At 33.2% G+C, this 1,080-nt stretch carries 2 protein-coding genes; one reads left to right on the top strand and one right to left on the bottom strand.

The genetic code is table 11. The annotated features are described in order from the left end of the window. Window positions 1-648: phage/plasmid replication domain-containing protein (locus FE813_RS10375; protein WP_308457365.1), on the bottom strand; the 648-nt coding region annotated here is incomplete at its 3' end. 141 nt (window positions 649-789) lie between these two features. Here FE813_RS10375 and FE813_RS10370 point away from each other — a divergent pair. Further along, window positions 790-1,017 (top strand): hypothetical protein, encoded by a 228-nt coding sequence (locus FE813_RS10370; protein ID WP_044231919.1) that lies wholly within the window; start codon window positions 790-792, stop codon window positions 1,015-1,017. Window positions 1,018-1,080: the final 63 nt, after the last annotated feature.

Raw genomic sequence — 1,080 nt, 5'->3', positions numbered from 1 at the left:
TGATTCTTCACCAAATTTACGCTTAATCTTGTCATAAGAATGAACTCGCATTTCTTCGTGTTTTATATAACAACTTGGATAAATTAAATTGGCATTTCCTTTTTCACTAAGCCAATCCGTGGTGCAACCATTTGTATGAAGTCTGCCAATAGAATTTCTATAACGCATCTGTGATAAGGCTTTTAGAAATGTACGCTCATTACCCTTACCCACAGCTTTATTAGTAGTAATATCTAAACGTTTAATGATTGCGCCATTAGAAAATTTTGAGACCTTAGAACCATCTTCTCCTTGGCGATAAAAAATTTCAGTGCAGCGAGTAAAGATTGGTAATTTAAGAGAGGAAAGAATTGAATTAAAACAGGAAACGCAGCTATCTACAGTATCAAAACCAAAAACATTTTCTACTCGCCCCCATCTACTTGGATTGCCAGCCATACGAATAACTGAACCTGAAATTTTTAAACTTACTTCGTCGCAATAACTGCCCTTATGATGATAGGTCCCAGTCTTAATACCACTTTGCATTTCCCCAGTATCTAAATGAATTCCCACTAAACCAAAATCAAAAATAGAAAGTAAGACTTCATTAGGAATATCAATTCCAAAGTCTTGTTCTATTTCTAACCAGTCAATAAAGAAATTCATTACACACGCTCACAGTATCACAAGTGATAATAAAATAAATCAAAAATCATTTGTGAGCAAGTGAAATGTATCACAATGAAAAAAATATTTTTGTGAGCTATGATATAGAATCACAGATGCATTATTTGAGTGAATAAAAGTATGAATAAACGAAAAAATCTAGGTGTTCCTGCCGAAACACATATGAGAATTGAAAGAGTGGCAGTTGAGATCACAGCTAAAACGGGTAAAGTGACTAAATGGACTGACGTTGTTAACTTTATGATAGAAAACTATCTTAATGAAGCAAAGCTAGATATGATAGGAAAACTTGCCCCAAATTCTAAAGAAGCTTTTATTTCAAAGGCCATATATAGAGAAAAAGAATAAATATAAAAAAGTATCAAGTTTGATACCAAAGTTCGGGTGTTACAGAACTCCCGAACTTTTTTG

It is taken from the genome of Haemophilus seminalis (assembly GCF_006384255.1).
Lineage (GTDB): Bacteria > Pseudomonadota > Gammaproteobacteria > Enterobacterales > Pasteurellaceae > Haemophilus > Haemophilus seminalis.
The sequence above is the reverse complement of the archived record's forward strand: the minus strand, read 5'-3'. Positions and strand labels throughout refer to the sequence as shown.